General features: G+C 44.9%; 17 protein-coding genes. 13 read left to right on the top strand and 4 right to left on the bottom strand.

Annotated features, from left to right (window positions below; genetic code table 11):
- The first annotated feature begins 1 nt into the window (after nucleotide 1).
- A complete protein-coding gene (locus tag AC2A4J_RS18275) occupies nucleotides 2-754 on the top strand; it encodes a lysophospholipid acyltransferase family protein (protein WP_255827117.1) in 753 nt (250 codons plus the stop codon).
- Between the two features lie 75 nt (nucleotides 755-829).
- Here the strand turns inward: AC2A4J_RS18275 and fabB are convergent, their stop codons facing one another.
- On the bottom strand, nucleotides 830-2,044 hold the full coding sequence (fabB, locus tag AC2A4J_RS18270) for a beta-ketoacyl-ACP synthase I (protein ID WP_484177027.1): 1,215 nt from the start codon (nucleotides 2,042-2,044) through the stop codon (nucleotides 830-832).
- A gap of 26 nt (nucleotides 2,045-2,070) precedes the next feature.
- Nucleotides 2,071-2,586: a 3-hydroxyacyl-[acyl-carrier-protein] dehydratase FabA gene (gene fabA, locus AC2A4J_RS18265; RefSeq protein ID WP_113918305.1), complete on the bottom strand. Its 516-nt coding sequence runs from the start codon at nucleotides 2,584-2,586 to the stop codon at nucleotides 2,071-2,073.
- Nucleotides 2,587-2,886: 300 nt separating this feature from the next.
- Here fabA and AC2A4J_RS18260 point away from each other — a divergent pair, with 300 nt between their 5' ends.
- On the top strand, nucleotides 2,887-3,798 hold the full coding sequence (locus tag AC2A4J_RS18260) for an alpha/beta fold hydrolase (RefSeq protein ID WP_484177026.1): 912 nt from the start codon (nucleotides 2,887-2,889) through the stop codon (nucleotides 3,796-3,798).
- A gap of 62 nt (nucleotides 3,799-3,860) precedes the next feature.
- On the opposite strand, the gene ispB is transcribed toward AC2A4J_RS18260, so the two are convergent.
- Nucleotides 3,861-4,841 carry an octaprenyl diphosphate synthase gene (ispB, locus tag AC2A4J_RS18255; protein WP_484177025.1) on the bottom strand — a complete coding sequence of 327 codons (981 nt, stop codon included), beginning with the start codon at nucleotides 4,839-4,841 and terminating at the stop codon, nucleotides 3,861-3,863.
- A 282-nt stretch (nucleotides 4,842-5,123) separates the two neighbouring features.
- Here ispB and rplU point away from each other — a divergent pair, with 282 nt between their 5' ends.
- From rplU to AC2A4J_RS18230, 5 genes are all read left to right on the top strand, one after another.
- The gene (rplU, locus tag AC2A4J_RS18250; protein ID WP_012071898.1) at nucleotides 5,124-5,432 is read left to right on the top strand and encodes a 50S ribosomal protein L21; all 309 of its coding nucleotides are present in this window, start codon (nucleotides 5,124-5,126) and stop codon (nucleotides 5,430-5,432) included.
- Nucleotides 5,433-5,463: 31 nt separating this feature from the next.
- On the top strand, nucleotides 5,464-5,721 hold the full coding sequence (rpmA, locus tag AC2A4J_RS18245) for a 50S ribosomal protein L27 (RefSeq protein ID WP_110577397.1): 258 nt from the start codon (nucleotides 5,464-5,466) through the stop codon (nucleotides 5,719-5,721).
- Nucleotides 5,722-5,829: 108 nt separating this feature from the next.
- On the top strand, nucleotides 5,830-7,020 hold the full coding sequence (gene cgtA / locus AC2A4J_RS18240; protein ID WP_255827113.1) for an Obg family GTPase CgtA: 1,191 nt from the start codon (nucleotides 5,830-5,832) through the stop codon (nucleotides 7,018-7,020).
- 26 nt (nucleotides 7,021-7,046) lie between these two features.
- Complete coding sequence (gene proB, locus AC2A4J_RS18235) at nucleotides 7,047-8,171, top strand: glutamate 5-kinase (protein ID WP_255827112.1); 1,125 nt, start codon at nucleotides 7,047-7,049, stop codon at nucleotides 8,169-8,171.
- Between the two features lie 11 nt (nucleotides 8,172-8,182).
- Nucleotides 8,183-8,545: a diacylglycerol kinase gene (locus AC2A4J_RS18230; RefSeq protein ID WP_484177024.1), complete on the top strand. Its 363-nt coding sequence runs from the start codon at nucleotides 8,183-8,185 to the stop codon at nucleotides 8,543-8,545.
- A 117-nt stretch (nucleotides 8,546-8,662) separates the two neighbouring features.
- On the opposite strand, the gene rpsT is transcribed toward AC2A4J_RS18230, so the two are convergent.
- Complete coding sequence (gene rpsT, locus AC2A4J_RS18225; protein ID WP_012071893.1) at nucleotides 8,663-8,926, bottom strand: 30S ribosomal protein S20; 264 nt, start codon at nucleotides 8,924-8,926, stop codon at nucleotides 8,663-8,665.
- A gap of 230 nt (nucleotides 8,927-9,156) precedes the next feature.
- Between rpsT and murJ the strand changes: the two genes are divergently transcribed.
- The 6 genes from murJ to ispH all read left to right on the top strand — a co-directional run bounded on the left by murJ (nucleotide 9,157) and on the right by ispH (nucleotide 16,528).
- Nucleotides 9,157-10,725, top strand: coding sequence for a murein biosynthesis integral membrane protein MurJ (gene murJ / locus AC2A4J_RS18220; protein ID WP_484177023.1), 1,569 nt, complete (start codon nucleotides 9,157-9,159; stop codon nucleotides 10,723-10,725).
- 137 nt (nucleotides 10,726-10,862) lie between these two features.
- Entirely contained in the window at nucleotides 10,863-11,792 is a 930-nt protein-coding gene (gene ribF / locus AC2A4J_RS18215) for a bifunctional riboflavin kinase/FAD synthetase (RefSeq protein ID WP_255827109.1), read from the top strand.
- 32 nt (nucleotides 11,793-11,824) lie between these two features.
- Complete coding sequence (gene ileS, locus AC2A4J_RS18210; RefSeq protein ID WP_484177022.1) at nucleotides 11,825-14,647, top strand: isoleucine--tRNA ligase; 2,823 nt, start codon at nucleotides 11,825-11,827, stop codon at nucleotides 14,645-14,647.
- Nucleotides 14,647-15,153, top strand: coding sequence for a signal peptidase II (lspA, locus tag AC2A4J_RS18205; RefSeq protein WP_255827107.1), 507 nt, complete (start codon nucleotides 14,647-14,649; stop codon nucleotides 15,151-15,153). The genes ileS and lspA overlap by 1 nt, the downstream gene beginning before the upstream one ends.
- On the top strand, nucleotides 15,150-15,581 hold the full coding sequence (locus AC2A4J_RS18200) for an FKBP-type peptidyl-prolyl cis-trans isomerase (protein WP_255827106.1): 432 nt from the start codon (nucleotides 15,150-15,152) through the stop codon (nucleotides 15,579-15,581). Before lspA ends, AC2A4J_RS18200 begins: the two co-directional genes overlap by 4 nt.
- The gene (ispH, locus tag AC2A4J_RS18195) at nucleotides 15,578-16,528 is read left to right on the top strand and encodes a 4-hydroxy-3-methylbut-2-enyl diphosphate reductase (protein ID WP_484177021.1); all 951 of its coding nucleotides are present in this window, start codon (nucleotides 15,578-15,580) and stop codon (nucleotides 16,526-16,528) included. Before AC2A4J_RS18200 ends, ispH begins: the two co-directional genes overlap by 4 nt.
- Nucleotides 16,529-16,649 lie beyond the last annotated feature (121 nt).

Genomic DNA, 16,649 nt, shown 5'->3' with positions numbered 1-16,649 from the left:
AATGAGCATATGGGCGTCAGCAAGATCTTGGATCGGCTCAACAATATTTTCCATTTACTATATGGTATCCACCATAATATTTGGTGTCCTTGCGCCTTTCGCGACTGTCTTGTTACCGAAGAATTTTCGTCAGCCAGTTTTAAATCTGCATAACAAAGGTTTGCTGTTTGTCTTTCGAGTTTTTTGTGGTGTGAAAGTTGAAATTATTGGTTTAGAGCATATCAATAAGAATCGCCCATTTGTGCTGGTGGCAAACCACCAAAGCGAGTGGGAAACCTATGTGCTTCAAGTGTTGATGGCACCTGTATCAACGGTATTGAAGAAAGAGTTGTTGTCCGTGCCTTTCTTTGGTTGGGGCTTACGCATGGTTCAACCTATTGCTATTGACCGTTCCCAGCGCACCAATGCGTTGAAGCAAATTATCAGTCAGGGTAAAGAGCGTTTAGATGATGGCCGTTCAGTGCTAATTTTTCCTGAAGGCACACGAATCGCGCCTAATGCAGAGCAAGCCTTCAACAAAGGCGCTGCCATGTTAGCGACATCTGCTGGTGTGCCTATTTTGCCTGTGGTACACAATGCTGGTTACACTTGGCCTGGTAAGCGTTGGCGTAAGTTTCCTGGCGCTATCCGTGTTGTTATTGGGCCTATTATCGAGTCTGAAGGCAAGAAAACCTCAGCATTACATGAAGAGATGGATGTTTGGATGCGTGCTGAAATGGCGAAACTTCCCAAAGGAAATGATTTCCTGTATTAGCCAAGTCGAAATCTAAATTAAAGCCATAAAAAAAGCCGCATCATTGATGCGGCTTTTTTGTTACTTGTGTTTTATTTACGCAGAGTATTTTTTGAATACTAGGCTGGCGTTAGTGCCGCCAAACCCAAAACTGTTAGACATAATCAAGTTCAAGTCTGCATTATCTTTGCGAGTTGTGACAACAGGGATATTGCCTGCTGCTTCATCAAGCTCGTCAACGTTTGCAGATGCGGTGATGAAATTATTTTCCATCATCAGCAAGCAGTAGATTGCTTCATGAACGCCTGCTGCACCTAGAGAGTGACCAGACAAAGATTTAGTCGAACTAATCAGAGGGATTTTATCGCCGAAAGTTTCGTTGACTGCTTGTAGCTCTTTCATGTCGCCAGCAGGAGTACTTGTGCCATGAGTGTTAATGTAATCAATGTCGCCATCAATTGTGCTCATTGCCATTTGCATACAACGTACTGCGCCTTCACCAGAAGGAGCAACCATGTCATAGCCATCAGACGTTGCACCGTAACCCACTAATTCAGCGTAGATTTTAGCACCGCGAGCTTTAGCGTGTTCTAGTTCTTCAATAACTAGCATACCGCCACCGCCAGCAATAACGAAACCGTCACGGTTTGCATCGTAAGCGCGTGATGCCTTTTCAGGTGTGTCGTTGTACTTTGAAGATAGGGCGCCCATGGCATCAAACATACAAGTTTGAGTCCAGCTTTCTTCTTCGCCGCCGCCGGCAAAAACGATGTCTTGTTTGCCTAGCTGGATCAATTCCATTGCGTTACCAATACAGTGAGCACTAGTAGAGCAAGCTGAGGTGATTGAGTAGTTAACGCCTTTGATTTTGAACGGTGTAGCCAAACAAGCAGATACAGTACTGCCCATAGTTTGAGTAACACGGTATGGACCAACGCGTTTCACACCTTTTTCTCGAAGTGTGTCTGCGGAATCAACAAGGTTTTTAGCGGATGCGCCACCAGATCCTGCAACCAAGCCTGTACGAATATTGGATACTTGGTCTTCTGTTAAACCTGCATCTGTAATGGCTTGTTGCATAGAAACGTAAGCGTAAGTTGCAGCATCGCCCATGAAGCGGCGAACTTTGCGATCAATACTTTCTGAATCTAAATCAATACGACCACAAACGTGGCTACGAAAGCCATGTTCTTTGTAATCTTCAGCGAAACGAATACCAGACTGGCCTTCGCGTAAGGAGTTTAGAACGCTCTCTTTGTCATTGCCTAGGCAGCTGACAATGCCAAGACCTGTTACTACTACACGACGCATAAATGTGCCTCTTTCATTCTTAATCTTTAGAAGTTATCAGTTGAAGTGAATAAGCCTACACGCAAGTCTTTTGCTGTGTAAATTTCACGACCATCAACTTTAACACTTCCGTCTGCAATCCCCATCACTAACTTACGCTCAATAACACGCTTAAGATTAATGTGGAAGGTAACTTTTTTCGCTGTTGGAAGGATTTGCCCAGTGAATTTCACTTCGCCAGAACCCAGTGCGCGCCCGCGCCCTTTATTTCCTTTCCAGCCTAGAAAAAATCCTACTAGCTGCCACATCGCGTCTAAGCCAAGGCAACCTGGCATAACCGGATCTCCTGGGAAGTGACACGCAAAAAACCATAGGTCAGGATTGATATCTAGCTCAGCAATAATTTCGCCTTTGCCGTGTTCCCCGCCTTCGGTCGAGATGTGAGTAATGCGATCCATCATTAGCATATTGCCGACAGGAAGTTGGGCATTGCCTGCACCAAACATTTCACCGTGGCCGCATTTTAATAGTTCGTCTTTTTCAAAAGATGAAGCTGTAGTCATTATAGTCCTATATCCACATCCAGCCGATGACTCAAAATAGTCTGGTGGATTGTCGTGGTCCAGTTTGCAGTAGAAAATCCAACTGATTATATCGGTTTGAAACCTTAATATGAATGTTTGGACGGAAAAAAACCAAATTAGCTGCATGAAAAATGATCATTTTTACATTGTAGTTGGTCTTTTGTGGGTTCTGAAGGGGATGTGGCGTGTTTTAAGGTGGTTTTTTATTAGCATGCGCCATTATATTTTTCTGTTAAAGTATTCGGTTCGTAATTTTTTTTGCTGTTTTGAGAGTCTTTTATGTCTTCACAAAGAAATATAAACCTAGCGGCTTGGCAGTATCAAGTGGGTGACGGTTATATACAAGGTTACCTAGGTCCATTGAAAAATAGTCAGCCGACGATACATTTTCTTCATGGTAACGGCTTTGCGGTAAAGACGTATTTGCATTTTTTAGAAAAGCTCGAAGGCTATAATTTGATTTTGCAAGATGCGGCCGGTCATGGAGAGTCGACCGCAGGCAAGCGCTTTATCGGGTGGAATGACACTGCTTCTCGTTTTAGAGCGTCGTTGGGGGCGCAGCGAAAAGTGTTGCCTGAGAATGAGTTGATTGGTGTTGGGCACAGCTTTGGTGGTTGCATGACCGCATTAATGAGTGAGCAAGATCCAACCCTTTTTGATCGATTGGTTTTGTTGGATCCTGCCCTTTTTCCGCCGCGCTTAATTTGGATGATGCGTGGCGTAAAGCTGGCAGGCTTAAAAAGCCAAATCCCCCTAGTAAAACAGGCTCGTCGCCGTCGTACCCAATGGGAAAGTTTTGCCCAAGTGAAAAGTAATTTTTTTGAGAGGGGGACGTTCAAAGGCTGGAAACCTGAATGTCTAGAGGATTATATTGAATTTTCTATTAAACATGATGAAAAAGGGCATTACCAATTAGGGTGCCCATCATGGATGGAGGCGGAGATCTTTTCCAGTTACCCTAAGAGACTTTGGGCTGCGATTGCTAACATATCTGTGCCTACTTACATTATTCAAGGTAAAGACACGTTTGATTATTTCAAAGAGGCATATCGATTGGCGGCAAAGCTGAACCCGAATATTCAGGTGGTCGAGGTCGACGGAGGTCATTGCTTTATGCAGCAGCATTCGGCTGAGTCTGCGCGCGTAGTGTTGGATATATTAAAGAAGAGCAAGAGTGGAAAGTTAATATAAAAGCGCCAAACAGGGTCTGCAGTCTAAAGTGAACCCAATGTTTGGCGTTTTTTTTCTGAAAGCTAGTTGCGGCGCTTCACAGAAGCATTGGCAAGCGCAATAAGTGCGGCCTTATAGTCAGACTCTGGCAAGGGCGCAATGGCTTTTATTGCGAGGTCAGCTTGTTCTTGTGCTTTTTGTTGCGTGTATTCAATAGCTCCGCAGCCTTGCACATCATTTATAATCGTCTCTAATTGCTCAAGGCCACCGGTTAATATTGCTTGCCTTACTCTTTCCACTGCCTCTGAAGAGCCATGTTTCATGGTGAAAATGAGCGGTAGGGTTGGTTTTCCTTCAGCAAGGTCGTCGCCAACACTTTTGCCCATCTCTTCAGCGGTACTGGTGTAATCCATTACGTCATCAATTAGCTGAAAAGCGGTTCCGACATACATGCCAAAATCTCTTAAAGCGATTTGATACTCGGTGCTGGCACCGGATATAACTGCGCCACAAAGTGCAGCACCTTCGAACAATTTTGCTGTTTTGTATTGGATAACTTTTAAATAACTTTCTTCTGTCGTATCTGGGTCGCCGCAATTAATGAGTTGCTGGACCTCACCTTCGGCAATAATATTGGTCGTTTTAGCTAAAATGCTCATGCATTGCATGCTGCCAACATCTACCATGATTTGGAAGGCGCGAGAGTAAAGAAAGTCGCCCACTAAAACGCTTGGCGCATTTCCCCATTCTTCGTTCGCTGTTTTTTTGCCGCGGCGCATATCCGATTCGTCAACCACGTCGTCATGTAATAGTGTCGATGTGTGTATGAATTCAATGATAGTGGCCATTTGAATGGCTTGATCAAGTTTTGTTTGGTCTAGTTCTGCGCTGGCTCTTGCCGCCAATAAAACCAACAGCGGTCGCAATCGTTTCCCGCCATTACTAATAATGTAGTAGCCGATTTGCTCGATTAGAGGGATGTCACTACTAAGTTGTGACACAATATAGTCATTCACTTGGCCAAATTCATTGGCCACAACATCGTGTATCTGTATTGGTTGCATGCAATTTCCGAAGCTAAATAGTCCCAAGCTGATCAGCAAGTGTGCCTCATGCTAGGTAAGGCTTGTGTCAGGGTCAACCCAAAATGCGAAAAATGTATAAAGACATTGCATTTCGCTTGTATTGGGTGGTGTGATTTTGTACAATCTCGCGTCCGATTTACCCACATTTTGCTCCCTATCATATGGTTAGTGATTTTTGTCCGCTTCGGTCAGAAACTTATTGCCACTAGAAGTAGGTCAAATTCAATTTCAGTAGCCGGGTAAATCTCATTGGAGAAGAACATGTTTGCAGTGATCAAAACTGGCGGTAAGCAATACCGTGTAGAAGAAGGCCAAACCCTTAAGGTTGAGAAATTAGCTGTTGAAGAAGGTGGCGCGATTCAATTCGACGACGTTCTTCTTGTATGCAATGGCGACGACGTTAAAGTTGGCGCACCTGTTGTAGAAGGCGCTAAAGTGACAGCGGAAGTTGTTGCACACGGTCGCGGTGACAAAGTGAAAATTTTGAAATTCCGTCGTCGTAAGCACTCTATGAAGCGTATGGGTCATCGTCAGTGGTTCACGGAAGTGAAAATAACTGGCATTAACTAAGCGCTAACTATTCAAATTTAAGGAGTAAGTCATGGCTCATAAAAAGGCGGGTGGTAGTACTCGTAACGGTCGCGATTCCGAGTCGAAACGATTAGGTGTCAAACGTTTTGGTGGTCAAGTTGTGATCCCAGGTAACATCCTTGTTCGTCAGCGTGGTACACAATTCCACCCTGGTGCAGGTGTTCAAATTGGTAAAGATCACACTTTGTTCGCTGTTGTCGAAGGCCAAGTGAAGTTTGAAGTGAAAGGTAAGTTTAAGCGTCGTACAGTTTCTGTCGTAGCTGCTTAATCGCTTGCTAAAAACTTAAAAAAAGCTCCGCGACGCGGGGCTTTTTTTTTGGAAGAATTCTATAATCAGAGTTTGTTGATTCTGATAATCCACCGAAGAGGTGTTATTGTGAAATTTGTTGATGAAGCCAGTATCTACGTGAGAGCGGGTAAAGGCGGAAATGGAGCGTTGAGTTTTTGGCGCGAGAAGTTTGTGGCGAAAGGCGGTCCTGATGGTGGTGACGGCGGTAATGGCGGTAGTGTCATACTGGTTGCTGATGAAGCCTTAAACACTCTGATCGATTTTCGTTTTACGAAGAAATACATCGCCGAGAGTGGCGAGGGTGGTCAAGGTCGAGACATGACTGGCTCGAAAGGGCCTGATCTTGAAATTAAAGTGCCTGTTGGTACGACGGTTATTGATGATGACACTGGTGAGACGCTGGGCGATCTTGTTCGTGATGGTCAAACGTTAAAAGTTGCTCAAGGTGGTCACCATGGCCTTGGTAATACTCGATTTAAGTCCAGTACCAACCGTGCACCGCGCCAAACGACTAAAGGTACGGTAGGTGAAGAGCGCACCTTGAAGCTAGAGATGAAGGTCTTGGCGGATGTTGGTTTGCTTGGTCTTCCTAATGCAGGTAAATCGACGTTCATTCGTGCGGTTTCTTCTGCTAAGCCGAAAGTTGCGGATTATCCTTTTACAACCTTGGTGCCGAACCTTGGGGTGGTAAAAGTGAAAAAGCACCAGAGTTTCGTTGTTGCCGATATTCCTGGGATTATCGAAGGGGCATCGGAAGGTGCAGGTCTTGGTATTCGTTTCTTGAAGCACTTAGTACGTAACCGTATTTTGTTGCACATCGTAGACTTGGCGCCTTGGGATGAGATTACTCCAGCAGAGGCGGCCGTTATTGCTGTTAACGAATTGCATCAGTTTAGCCCTGCGTTGGCAGAGCGTGATCGTTGGTTAGTTTTGAATAAGACTGACATGGTGCCAGAAGATGAGCTGGAAGAGCGCTGCCAAAGTGTTATTGATGCGCTGGGCTGGGAAGGTAAGGCTTACCGCATTTCTGCAATATCAGGTGAAGGTACGGAAGTATTGTGTTTGGACCTGATGACGGCGCTTGATGAAAAGCGTGAGCTGTTGCTAGAAAGTCCGGAAGCTCGTGAGAAAGAAAAAGCCATGCGTACCTTGATTGATGAAGAAGGTCGTAATCGTATTATGTCATTGCGTGAAAAGCGTCGTAAAGCTGGTCTCTTGGTTGATGACGATGATTTCGATGAAGATGACTACGATGTTGAAGTGGAATACGTTAGCTAATCTGATTGGTGAGAATAAGTAGTATCATGGAAATGCGAGAAAAAATAGCTAAGGCGCAGCGTGTCGTTGTGAAGATTGGCAGTGCGTTATTGACAAACGATGGTCAGGGGTTGGATGTTGCCCGAATTGGTCTTTGGGTTGCTCAAATTGCTGAGTTAAGGGCGCAAGGAAAAGAAGTGGTGTTGGTCTCTTCTGGTTCTATTGCGGCTGGTATGAAGCGTCTTGGTTTTTCTTCTCGTCCCACTCAAGTGAATGAGCTGCAAGCTGCGGCAGCCGTTGGGCAGATGGAGTTGGTGGGGGTTTATGAGTCTCATTTTGAAAAGCATGGCTTATGCACTGCGCAAATTCTACTGACTCATGATGATTTATCTAACCGCCGACGTTACTTAAATGCTCGATCTTCGTTGCGTACTTTGCTTGGCTTTGGTGTTGTACCCATAGTTAACGAAAATGACACAGTTGTAACCGACGAAATTCGTTTTGGCGATAATGATACGCTGGGCGCCTTGGTGGCCAATCTGGTTGAAGCTGATTTGTTGATTATTCTTACTGACCAGCATGGGCTGTATGATAAAAATCCACGTGATCATAAAGATGCAACATTAATCACGCATATTTCAGCATCGGATACACGTCTTGAGTCTATGGCGAGTGGTGGTGCAGGTGTGCTTGGTAGTGGCGGTATGCTAACAAAAGTGCGAGCGGCACTTTTGGCGGCTCGCTCTGGTGCGGATACTTTGATTGCTTCGGGTCGTGAAGATAATGTGATTGTCCGCGTTGCTTCAGGCGAAATGCTGGGTACTTGGTTGCAGCCGGAGCACGGAAGAGTGGCTGCACGTAAGCAATGGTTAGCTGGGCATCTGAAGAGTCGCGGTGCTTTGATTCTAGATGATGGTGCTGTAAAGGCATTGCGAAAGGCGGGTACCAGTCTTTTGCCTGTTGGGGTGAAGGACGCGCAAGGGACTTTTTCGCGTGGGGATATGGTTATTTGTGTGGATTTGCAGGGCGGTCTAGTTGCTCGAGGCTTAGTGAACTACAGCGTGGCTGAAACGTTGAAGTTGCTTGGTCAGCCTTCGTCTAATATTGGTGATATTTTGGGTTACAAAGGTGAGCCAGAATTAATTCATCGCGATGATTTGGTTATTATTTAAAAGAGGTTGTCATGGCAAAGCCGGGTAAAGTGGGTTTGGATCGAGTGTTGAGTGCTTCGAAATATTCCTATCAAGGTTTGCGAGCGCAATGGAAGCATGAGGCGGCATTTCGTCAGGAAGCTGTGCTTTTTATGATTTCTTTACCTTTTGCTATCTGGTTCGGTGATACGGGGCTTGAGCGTGCGGTGCTTATTTTCTCAGTTGGTTTGGTGTTGATCGTAGAGACGCTAAACTCAAGTGTTGAAGCTGTGGTCGATCGAATTAGTAGTGAACATCATGAATTATCGGGTCGTGCGAAAGATTTAGGTTCGGCGGCCGTTATGTTGGCGTTGCTTTTGGCTGCAGTGGTTTGGCTGGTGGTTTTATTTGGCTGATGCGGCTTAATTAAATAGTGCTTTTGGATGGTGTTATCTAGGTTGAAAGGTCTGGGATTTTGAAGGCATAAATTAAAGACATAAAAAAACCGGCAGTTGCCGGTTTTTTTATAGGTATTAGGCCAGTGCTTTGATTTTAGCACTCAAGCGGCTCTTATGACGAGCTGCTTTGTTTTTGTGATATAGGCCTTTGTCTGCGGCTTTGTCTAGCTTAGAAGTTGCTAGAACGTAAGCTGCTTGTGCGTCAGCTTGATTGCCTGCTTCGATAGCCGCATCTACTTTTTTCAAGTACGTGCGAACCATTGAACGAAGGCTACCATTGTGAGCGCGGCTTTTTACTGCTTGGCGCGCGCGTTTTTTTGAACCGGCGGAATTTGCCACGGTCTGGCTCCTTTAATTTGGAATAAGTTATGACCCAGCACTGTGCTGTGTCATGAAATTAATGTCAAGTTTTAACTTTGAAATCTCGCGGCGGATTTTACCAGTTTTTAGCGCAGTCACAACCCTATTATACAAATTTTAATCAAATGAGCTTATATATTTGGCTGCGCTCTAGCCGTTGCTGGTGTTATTCTTGGTGGATCTGTCTATTGTCTAAGTCGTAATTTCTTATGTCTGAAAAAAAATCCGCCCTTGATAAAGAGTCTAAGTCTTTGTCTTTGTTACGTTCTGGTGTCTTGGTTTCTATTTGTACTTTTCTTTCTCGTATTCTTGGTTTGGTGAGAGACGCTGCTTTAGCTTATGTATTGGGGGCGAGTGGCAGTGCGGATGCTTTTTACGTTGCTTTTAAAATTCCTAACTTTTTTCGTCGATTATTTGCCGAGGGGGCGTTTGCTCAAGCGTTTGTCCCAGTGTTGAGTGATTACCGGGTGAAGGATGGTAAGGATGAAGTACGAGCGCTTATTTCTGCGGTATCTGGATCGCTTGCTTTGGTGTTGCTGTGTATTACTGTGATTTTTATGGTGTGTGCTCCCTGGGTTGTTTACGTATTTGCGCCAGGTTTTGCTGGCGATGATGGTCAGGCGGCATTGGCATCAGAGTTACTGGTCATTACTTTTCCGTATTTGCTGTTCATTTCCTTAACGGCTTTGGCGGGAGGAATTCTAAATGCTCATGGTGAATACGCAGTTCCTGCTATTACGCCGATTTTTCTGAATATCTCACTCATTATTGCGACGCTGTTTTTTGCTCGCACGGCGGCTCAGGCTGAAACGGCGGTTGCTTGGGGGGTGTTTTTTGCGGGCTTGATTCAGCTCATGTTTCAGATTCCGTTTTTGGCGAGGTTGCGGTTGTTGCCAATGCCGACTTTAGGCTTTCGCCATCCTGGTGTGAAGCGGATTCTGCTTTTAATGGGGCCGGCTTTGTTTGGTGTGTCTGTCGGTCAGATCAATTTGCTACTAGACACTGTGTTGGCGTCTTTTTTACAGACGGGTAGTATTACTTGGTTGTATTTGTCTGATCGGCTGTATGAGCTGCCGCTGGGCATTTTTGCTATTGCTATTAGTACGGTTATTCTGCCTTCGCTGTCACGTAGTTTTTCTGGTGGTGAAGCTTCGAAGTTCTCTGAAACGCTGGATTGGGCGCTGCGAATTTTACTATTGATTGCGATTCCGTCTTCTCTGGCTCTATTTATGTTGGCCGAGCCCTTGATTGCAACGATCTTTTATCGTGGTGAATTAACGGTGAATGATGTTCATATGGCGGCGCAAAGTTTACAGGCTTACTCGCTAGGCTTGGTGTTTATGATGTTGATCAAAGTCTTGGCGCCAGGGTATTACGCGAGACAAGATACCAAAACGCCTGTGCGTATCGGTATTATTGCGATGGTGTCGAATATGGTGCTGAATTTAATACTGGTCTGGCCGCTTGGGCATGTGGGGCTAGCGTTGGCGACAAGTCTTTCTGCGGCCTTGAATGCCTTCTTGTTATGGCGAGGCTTGTATAAAAAGCAATATCACGTATTTTCAGCTCAGTGGGGGCGTTTGTTACGTATATTGTTGAGTGCTACCGTGGCGCTTGGTGGATGTTTGTACATGTTTCTTCTTCAAGGCTGGCAGTGGACGCAAATGGAGGATTTATATCGGGTAGGCTGTACCTTGGTTGTTGTTGTTTGTGGGGTGCTGGTGTACGTTCTGGTCGCGGTGGCGGCTGGTTTGCGTCCTTCTATTTTTAAGCATTAGGTCTGTTTGACGCATTTTTGCCTTGATTATGTGTTTGCACAGCTTGTTCAAGTTCTGGCCTACCTTCATCAGGTTAACTGCTATATAATCCATGATATTTTTTCGACGCTGGGTCTAATTGTTTTGTACGGGGTTCTATGGAGTTAATTCGCGGTATTCATAATATCCGATCAAAGCATAAAGAGTGCGTGCTGACGGTAGGGAACTTTGACGGTGTTCATTTAGGGCACGGTGCTATTCTAGCGCGCGTCAAAGCCTTGGCAAAACAATATAACTCGCCTGCCGCTATTATGATTTTTGAGCCGCAGCCGAGAGAGTTTTTTGCTCCGGAGACTGCGCCTGGCCGTATTGGTCGTCTGCGAGATAAGGTTAGACTGTTGGAAGGGCAAGGTATTGATTATGTACTTTGTATGCCGTTCAACCCTAAGCTCCAGCAACTAGACGCGCAGGCATTTTGCCAGCAAATTTTATTAGACGGTTTGTCAGTAAATCATTTAGTAGTAGGTGATGACTTTCGCTTTGGTTGTGATCGACAAGGTGATTTTTATTATTTGCAAGAATTCGGTAGTCAGCATGGCTTCGATGTCGAAAATACACCGTCGGTGTTAAATGCTCTGAATGAGCGAGTGAGTAGTACTTTAGTTAGGAAAGCGCTGGAACGGGGTGATATTTCAGCAGCCCAAATGAACATGGGGCATACGGTCTCGTTAAGTGGTCGTGTGATACATGGGCAGCAGTTGGGGCGAAAATTAGGTTTTCCAACGGCCAATGTTCATCTTAAAGGAATTAAGGCTGCGTTGTCTGGGGTGTATGCTGTGACCTTTATGGTTGATGGTGTTTCTCACAATGGTGTAGCGAATATTGGTGTGCGTCCTACTGTTCAAGGTAAAACGCCCATATTAGAAGTACATTTATTAGATTTTACTGGTGACCTGTACGACAAGTATGTGCAGGTGACTTTCTGTCATTTTATTAGGGCAGAGCGAAAAATGGCCAGCTTAGATGCGCTGGAAAAACAAATTCAATGTGATAAAGAAGAAGCGTTACGCTTTTTTGCTAATCAGTGAAAAGATGATCTTTGAGGATGAATCGATAAACCATGAGTGATTATAAACCGACACTGAATTTGCCAGATACTGACTTCCCAATGCGTGGAGATTTGGCAAAACGTGAACCTGCAATGCTTAAGCGTTGGCAGGATATGGACCTATACCAGAAAGTACGTGAAGTAAGCAAAGGCCGTAAATCTTTTATTCTTCATGATGGCCCTCCGTACGCAAATGGCAGTATTCACATTGGTCACGCGGTTAATAAAATCCTCAAAGATATTATTGTTAAGTCTAAAACCGTTAGTGGCTTTGATGCGCCTTATATTCCAGGTTGGGATTGCCACGGCTTGCCAATCGAGCACAAAGTTGAGCAGCTTATAGGTAAGGCCGGAACGAAAGTTTCTTATAAAGAGTTTCGCGCGAAATGTCGCGAATACGCTTACACGCAAATTGAAGAACAGAAAAAAGACTTTATCCGTTTGGGTGTGATGGGAGATTGGGAAAATCCTTATCTGACTATGAACTTCCAAACGGAAGCGAACATTGTTCGTGCTCTGGGTAAAATTGCTGAAAACGGTCATTTGGTAAAGGGCTTCAAGCCTGTTTACTGGAGTGTTGTTGGTGGTTCTGCCTTGGCAGAGGCGGAAGTGGAGTATCAAGACAAGACGTCTTTGTCTTTGGATGTGCGTTATGCGCCACAAGACGAAGCGGCTTTGCTTGCTAAGTTCTCTGATGTTGAAGGTGAAGGCAAAGTGTCTGTTGTGATCTGGACCACGACGCCTTGGACTCTTCCAGCAAGCCAAGCAGTCTCTGTACACCCTGAATTTAACTATGCGTTAGTTGAAGTCGATATGGGCTTGGGCAAAGAGCGCTTGATTGTTGCTGAAGACATGGTTGAAGGTGTGATGTCTCGCTATGGCGTAACAGCGTTCCGCATTGTTGGTCGTGCTGTTGGTGCTGAACTAGCGAGCACTGTGTTAAATCACCCTTTCTTAGAGCGTGATATTCCTGTCATCTTAGGTGAGCACGTAACGACTGAAGCGGGTACTGGTTGCGTACATACGGCACCAGATCATGGCGTAGACGACTTTAATGTTGGTCGTGAAAATGGCATTGGTACAATCAATCTTGTTCAAGATAACGGTGTTTACTCCGAAGCAGCTGGTGAATTTGCTGGTTTGCATGTCTATAAAGTAGATGGTGCCGTACTTGACGCGTTAAATCGCAATAGTGCTTTAGTGTTTGAGTCTAAAATCTTTCATAGTTACCCACATTGCTGGCGTACTAAAACACCATTGATCTTCCGTGCAACGCCTCAGTGGTTTATCAGTATGACCAAAGAAGGTTTACTAGATGCCGCTAAACATGCTGTTGAAGGCGTGAAGTGGGTACCAAGCTGGGGACAAAACCGTATGGAAGGGATGTTGAATAACAGCCCTGACTGGTGTGTGTCTCGTCAGCGTACTTGGGGTGTCCCGATTGCGTTGTTTATCAATAAAGAGACTCAAGAGCTTCACCCTGAAACGCCTCGTTTGATCGAAGAAGTCGCTAAACGAATCGAAGTGGAAGGTATCGACGCTTGGTTTGAGATGGAAGCAGAAGAGTTGTTGGGTGCGGATGCTGAAAAGTACAGCAAGGTTACTGACACGCTGGATGTATGGTTCGACTCTGGTGTTACTCATTATTCTGTTATCGATCAGCGTGACGAGTTGAGCTTCCCTGCTGATTTGTATCTTGAGGGTTCAGACCAGCATCGCGGCTGGTTTCAATCGTCTTTGAAAACGTCCATTGCAGTGCGTGGTGTGCCGCCATACAAGCAAGTTCTGACTCACGGATTTACTGTTGATGGTGATGGTCGCAAGATGTCGAAGTCTCTGGGCAATGTATTGTCGCCTCAGAAGGTGATGGACACGCTAGGTGCCGATATCATTCGTTTGTGGGTTGCTGCAACGGATTACACCACTGAAATGACAGTCTCTGATGAGATCCTCAAACGCGTAGCGGACTCTTATCGTCGTATTCGTAATACGGCGCGCTTTATGATGGCTAACCTAAATGGCTTTGAGCCAACAGAACATATGGTACCTGCGAACGAAATGATCGCATTGGATCGTTGGATTGTAGATCGCGCTGCTTTGTTGCAAAAAGAATTAAATGCGGCGTACAACGAATATCAATTCCATACTGTTAACCAGAAAATTCAAAACTTCTGCTCTGTTGATTTAGGGGGCTTCTATCTGGATGTCATTAAAGATCGTCAATACACAACGCAAGAAGATAGCTTGGCGCGCCGTTCTGCTCAAACCGCGCTTTATCATGTGATGGAAGCCTTCTCCCGTTGGATTGCACCTATATTGAGTTTTACGGCCGATGAAATCTGGCAAACGCTGCCAGGTGAGCGCGGTGAGTCTGTTTTCTTAGAAACATGGTACGAAGGCCTAGAAGAACTATCTGGTGATGAGCCAATGGGTCGTGAATTTTGGAAGCAAGTTCTTGAAGCTAAAGTGGCAACGAATAAGGTATTAGAAGCGGCTCGTAGCGAAGGTAAGATGAAAGCGAGCTTAAGTGCAGATATCACGCTTTATTGTGATGAAGCCTTGCAAGCGACCTTGACCCGACTAGGCGAAGAACTTCGTTTCGTTTTGATTGCTTCTGACGTTAAGGTTTTGTCTTTGTCTCAAGCGAGTGATGAGGCTGTTGCAACTGACCTTGATGGCTTGAAAGTTCATGTTGAACTGAGTAAGTACACTAAATGTGTACGTTGTTGGCATCACCGTGAAGAAGTAGGTAAACGAGAATCGCACCCTGAGTTGTGTGATCGTTGTATCTCCAACTTGCCTGACGGGGAAGGCGAAGAGCGCCTTTACGCCTAATGACAGCTTTAATTGTGTGGCAACGAGTACAGCGCTGGTGGGCGCTGGCTCTCATTCTTTTTGTTTTGGATTGGGTAACGAAGCAAGCGATTGAGTCCAACTTGTTTTATGGGCAAGAGATTGTTGTCTTCCCATTCTTTGATCTGACTTTGAGATATAACACGGGTGCGGCTTTTAGCTTTCTCGCACAAGCGGGTGGCTGGCAGCGCTGGTTTTTCTCTTTGATCGCATTGGCTGTGGTTGTTGGTATAAGTTGGCGTTTGGTTAAAATATCAGAGACAAATCGATTGGAATCATTAGCTCTGACCTTTGTGTTGGGTGGTGCTATCGGTAACCTCTATGACCGATTGGTTTATGGTCATGTTGTAGATTTTTTGCAGTTTCATTGGCAGCAGTCTTGGTATTTTCCTGCATTCAATCTCGCGGATTCTGCTATTACCATCGGTGTTATTTTAATGTTGCTTGAAGGCTTCGTGACCAAAAAGCAGGAAGGTACAAAAGAATGAATGTAATTACGGCAACAAGCCGAGTCACTCTACATTTTGAGTTGTCACTTGAAGACGGTCAAATTGTTGATTCTAATTTTTCTCAGGCTCCAGCAAGCTTTGTATTTGGTGATGGTAGTTTATTGCCAGATTTTGAAACGGCTTTGTTGGGGATGTCTGCAGGGCAAGAAGCTTCTTTTGTTATGTCACCTGAAAAAGCGTTTGGTGCACACAATGAAAGTAACATCCAGCGTATGCCTCGTTCTCAGTTTTCTATGGATCTAGAAGAGGGGATGGTAGTGTCTTTTGCTGATATGAGTAAAAACGAATTGCCAGGCGTTATTGCTGAAATTGGCGATAAAGAAGTAGTGGTAGACTTTAATCACCCTTTGGCTGGACGCTCTCTGACATTTAGAGCTCAGATTGTTGCAGTAGAGGAGGTAGCATGAGTTTTGCTATTCAACTAGCGAACCCTCGTGGTTTTTGTGCTGGGGTTGATAGAGCGATAGATATAGTGAATCGCTGCTTGGATCTTTTTGAAGCACCGATCTATGTTCGTCATGAAGTAGTACATAATAAATTTGTCGTTGAGTCTTTAAAGTCTCGCGGTGCTGTTTTTGTTGATGAACTGGACCAAGTGCCTGATGACAACATTGTTATTTTTAGTGCTCATGGTGTTTCTAAAGCGGTGCGTGATGAAGCAACGAATAGAGGCTTAAAGGTCTTTGATGCGACTTGTCCGCTTGTGACTAAAGTGCACTTAGAAGTATTGCGTTATTCTCGCGATGGCATGGAATGCATTTTAATTGGTCATGATGGTCATCCCGAAGTGGAAGGCACCATGGGGCAGTACGATGATCGTCAGGGTGGTGCTATCTATTTAGTAGAGAGTCCTGCCGATGTGGAAAGGCTGGAAGTAAAGAATCCTGAGCGCCTTGCCTTTGTTACTCAAACAACATTGTCTATGGATGATACTTCTGTTGTTATCGATGCGCTTCGTAAGCATTTTCCGATGATTCGTGGTCCTAAGAAAGATGATATTTGCTATGCCACGCAAAATCGTCAAGATGCGGTGAAGACGTTAGCGCAAGAATCTGAATTGGTCCTTGTTGTTGGTTCTGTGAATAGCTCTAACTCAAACCGTCTTCGTGAGCTAGCAGAGAGAATGGGGGCAAAGGCCTATTTAATCGATAATGCTAGTGAGATTCAGTGTGACTGGTTGAAGGGTATTCGTAGTATTGGCGTGACTGCTGGTGCTTCAGCACCTGAAGTGTTGGTTAATGAGGTAATTGATCGTCTTGTTACAGAAGGCGGTAGTGCTCCTCAAGAGATAAAAGGTAGAGAAGAGAACGTGTCTTTCTCTATGCCAAAAGAACTTCGTATTGTTGAGGTGTAATGCCTTTTTAATTAATTTCAAAATTAATTAAAAAAAGGGTTGCACAAAATCTGTAGATCCTTAATATACGCCCTCGCTGACACGGACAAGGCTTCAGAGCAACGAAGACCAAGTTCAACTA

The sequence above is a fragment of the Marinomonas sp. ATLA20 genome (genome assembly GCF_057180105.1).
Note: the sequence above shows the minus strand (reverse complement) of the source record. Positions and strands in the feature narration are given on the sequence as shown.

Excerpts from the sequence above, each read along its gene's own strand:
- AC2A4J_RS18230 (WP_484177024.1), top strand. The coding sequence starts at position 8,183 with ATGGCAAAGCCGGGTAAAGTGGGTTTGGATCGAGTGTTGAGTGCTTCG.
- AC2A4J_RS18275 (WP_255827117.1), top strand. The coding sequence starts at position 2 with ATGAGCATATGGGCGTCAGCAAGATCTTGGATCGGCTCAACAATATTT.
- murJ (WP_484177023.1), top strand. The coding sequence starts at position 9,157 with ATGTCTGAAAAAAAATCCGCCCTTGATAAAGAGTCTAAGTCTTTGTCT.
- ribF (WP_255827109.1), top strand. The coding sequence starts at position 10,863 with ATGGAGTTAATTCGCGGTATTCATAATATCCGATCAAAGCATAAAGAG.
- proB (WP_255827112.1), top strand. The coding sequence starts at position 7,047 with ATGGAAATGCGAGAAAAAATAGCTAAGGCGCAGCGTGTCGTTGTGAAG.
- AC2A4J_RS18200 (WP_255827106.1), top strand. The coding sequence starts at position 15,150 with ATGAATGTAATTACGGCAACAAGCCGAGTCACTCTACATTTTGAGTTG.
- ispH (WP_484177021.1), top strand. The coding sequence starts at position 15,578 with ATGAGTTTTGCTATTCAACTAGCGAACCCTCGTGGTTTTTGTGCTGGG.
- AC2A4J_RS18260 (WP_484177026.1), top strand. The coding sequence starts at position 2,887 with ATGTCTTCACAAAGAAATATAAACCTAGCGGCTTGGCAGTATCAAGTG.
- rpmA (WP_110577397.1), top strand. The coding sequence starts at position 5,464 with ATGGCTCATAAAAAGGCGGGTGGTAGTACTCGTAACGGTCGCGATTCC.
- rplU (WP_012071898.1), top strand. The coding sequence starts at position 5,124 with ATGTTTGCAGTGATCAAAACTGGCGGTAAGCAATACCGTGTAGAAGAA.
- ispB (WP_484177025.1), bottom strand. The coding sequence starts at position 4,841 with ATGCAACCAATACAGATACACGATGTTGTGGCCAATGAATTTGGCCAA.
- fabA (WP_113918305.1), bottom strand. The coding sequence starts at position 2,586 with ATGACTACAGCTTCATCTTTTGAAAAAGACGAACTATTAAAATGCGGC.
- fabB (WP_484177027.1), bottom strand. The coding sequence starts at position 2,044 with ATGCGTCGTGTAGTAGTAACAGGTCTTGGCATTGTCAGCTGCCTAGGC.
- lspA (WP_255827107.1), top strand. The coding sequence starts at position 14,647 with ATGACAGCTTTAATTGTGTGGCAACGAGTACAGCGCTGGTGGGCGCTG.
- ileS (WP_484177022.1), top strand. The coding sequence starts at position 11,825 with ATGAGTGATTATAAACCGACACTGAATTTGCCAGATACTGACTTCCCA.